The 2532-nt window shown below is 33.9% G+C and carries 4 protein-coding genes; 1 reads left to right on the top strand and 3 read right to left on the bottom strand.

Features of this window, described 5'->3' with window-relative positions; translation table 11 throughout:
• The coding region (locus tag HG1285_RS04695; protein ID WP_008288577.1) for an FtsW/RodA/SpoVE family cell cycle protein at window positions 1-478 on the top strand (478 nt) is incomplete at its 5' end.
• A 12-nt stretch (window positions 479-490) separates the two neighbouring features.
• Here HG1285_RS04695 and rpmA read toward each other — a convergent pair.
• The 3 genes from rpmA to trpB form a co-directional block, all read right to left on the bottom strand.
• Complete coding sequence (gene rpmA / locus HG1285_RS04700; RefSeq protein WP_008288576.1) at window positions 491-745, bottom strand: 50S ribosomal protein L27; 255 nt, start codon at window positions 743-745, stop codon at window positions 491-493.
• A gap of 13 nt (window positions 746-758) precedes the next feature.
• Window positions 759-1049, bottom strand: a complete 291-nt coding sequence (gene rplU / locus HG1285_RS04705) for a 50S ribosomal protein L21 (RefSeq protein ID WP_008288575.1) — start codon at window positions 1047-1049, stop codon at window positions 759-761.
• A gap of 62 nt (window positions 1050-1111) precedes the next feature.
• The gene (gene trpB / locus HG1285_RS04710) at window positions 1112-2356 is read right to left on the bottom strand and encodes a tryptophan synthase subunit beta (protein WP_008288574.1); all 1245 of its coding nucleotides are present in this window, start codon (window positions 2354-2356) and stop codon (window positions 1112-1114) included.
• Between the last annotated feature and the right edge of the window lie 176 nt (window positions 2357-2532).

The raw sequence follows: 2532 nt of genomic DNA, 5'->3' as shown, positions 1-2532 counted from the left end.
AAACCCTCAGGCAGACCCTTATGGAAGTGCTTATCATATAATCCAGTCAGAAATAGCTGTAGGTTCTGGAAAACTAACAGGAAAAGGCTTTTTGCAGGGAACACAATCTAAATTAATGTTTCTTCCAGAACAGCATACAGATTTTATATTTGCAACAATAAGTGAAGAATTTGGATTTATGCTTTCTTCAATCATAGTTCTTGTGTATCTACTTTTATCTGTTCGCATACTTTATTTTGGTAGAAAAGTCAGGGATAAGGCAGGAAAGTTTATATGTTATGGATTTGGAGGATTAATAGGTACACAGGCTTTTATAAATATAGCTATGACTGTGGGACTTGCTCCTGTTGTTGGAATTACTTTACCTTTCTTAAGTTATGGAGGAAGTTCACTTATAACTTTTTCTTTAATGATAGGAACTATTTTATCTATTATAAGATACGACAAAATGGAGAAATTTAAACTTGGAGAGGCTTAAAGCCTCTCTTTTTTAAGCAGCAGGATAAACGCTAACTACTTTTTTCCCTTTTGAAGTTTCAAATTTTACAAGACCGTCAGTTAAAGCAAATAATGTGTAATCTTTACCGAGTCCTACATTTTTACCTGGATATATTTTTGTTCCTCTTTGTCTTACTAATATATTTCCTGCTTTTACAAACTGCCCATCATATCTTTTAACACCAAGCCTTTTAGACCTACTGTCACGGCCGTTACGCGTTGAACCACCACTTGCCTTTGATGCCATTTATATTACCTCCTTAAGCTATTTCAGTAATTTTAATTTCTGTAAATGGCTGTCTGTGGCCATTCCATCTCTTGTAATTTTTCTTTCTTTTGAATTTAAAAACAATAACTTTTTTATGCTTTCCGTGTTTAACAACTTCAGCTTTTACTGTGCCTTCAGTTTTTATATTTCCATTATCATCTCTAACCAATACTGCAGGAAGTTCTATAGTTTCACCTTCATTATTAGGTAGTTTTTCAACTCTTATAGACATTCCCGGTTCTACTCTATATTGCTTTCCTCCTGTTTTAACAACAGCATACATATTTATACAACCTCCTTTTCTTTTTAACAAGTAGCAAATAAAAATTTTAGCATAAAAAATAATTATATTCTATACTCTGATTTTAATTTTTCAAGAAGTCTATTATAAATATCAGGATTTGTATCAAAAAATGCTTTAACCTGATTAACGTCTTTATCTCCTCTGCCAGAAAGATTTATCACAACAACATCATCTTTATTTAGCTGTTTTGCTTTTTCTACTCCTTTTATTACTGCGTGGGAGCTTTCAAGAGCAGGTATAATTCCTTCTGTTCTTGATAAAAGTAAAAATCCTTCAAGAGCTTCTTCATCTGTAGCTGTTATATATTTTGCCCTTCCAGAATCTTTTAAATATGCATGTTCTGGTCCAACTCCCGGATAATCAAGCCCAGCAGAAATAGAGTGTGTATCCTCTATCTGACCCCACTGGTTTTGAATGAAGTATGATTTCATACCGTGCAGTACACCAATAGAACCCCCATTTATACTGGCAGCATGCTGTCCTGTTTCAAGACCGTAGCCTGCAGCTTCCACTCCTATAAGCTGAACATTTTCGTCATTTATAAATGGATAAAACATACCTATCGCATTACTTCCACCGCCAACACAGGCAACAACTGCATCTGGAAGTTTACCTTCAATTTCCATAATTTGTTCCTTTGTTTCTTTCCCAATAACAGACTGAAAATCCCTGACTATTTTAGGAAATGGATGTGGTCCTAAAGCAGAACCTATAACATAATGCGTCGTTCTAACATTTGTTACCCAGTCCCTTAAAGCCTCATTTACAGCGTCTTTTAAAAGTCTGTTTCCTGATTTAACAATTTCTACTTTTGCACCAAGAAGTTTCATTCTGAATACATTTAAAGCCTGCCTTTCTGCATCAATTTCTCCCATGTAAACAACACACTCTAAACCAAAAAGAGCCGCTGCAGTTGCTGTTGAGACTCCATGCTGACCTGCTCCTGTTTCAGCGATTATCCTTTTTTTTCCAAGTTTTTTTGTAAGTAAAACCTGTCCAAGTGTATTATTTATTTTATGGGCACCTGTATGAAGTAAATCTTCCCTTTTTAGATATATTTTTGCTCCACCAACCGCTTCTGTAAGCCTGTGGGCATAGTATAAAATTGTAGGTCTTCCTGCATACTCTCTTAGATAATAAACAAATTCTCTTTGAAAATCTCCATCATTTTTTATCTGCTCGTATTTTTCTTCAAGTTCTTCTAAAGCTGGTATAAGTGTTTCTGGAAGGAATTTACCTCCAAATTCTCCAAAATAGCCTTTTTCATCAGGAAACTGGTATGCCATCAGTAATCTCCCTTTATATCAAAAATAAAATCTTTATTGTTTAATATTTTAACTTCTTTTGGTTCTTCTGTATTTATTTTATCTAAATTTATTTTTAGCTGTGGTATGTCAAAGTTAAGAAATGTTAAAAATTTATCAGGTATGTAAAACTCAAAATTTCCTGAACAGTTGTAATC

This window comes from Hydrogenivirga sp. 128-5-R1-1, from assembly GCF_000171895.1.
This window is presented reverse-complemented; position numbering and strand designations above follow the sequence as displayed.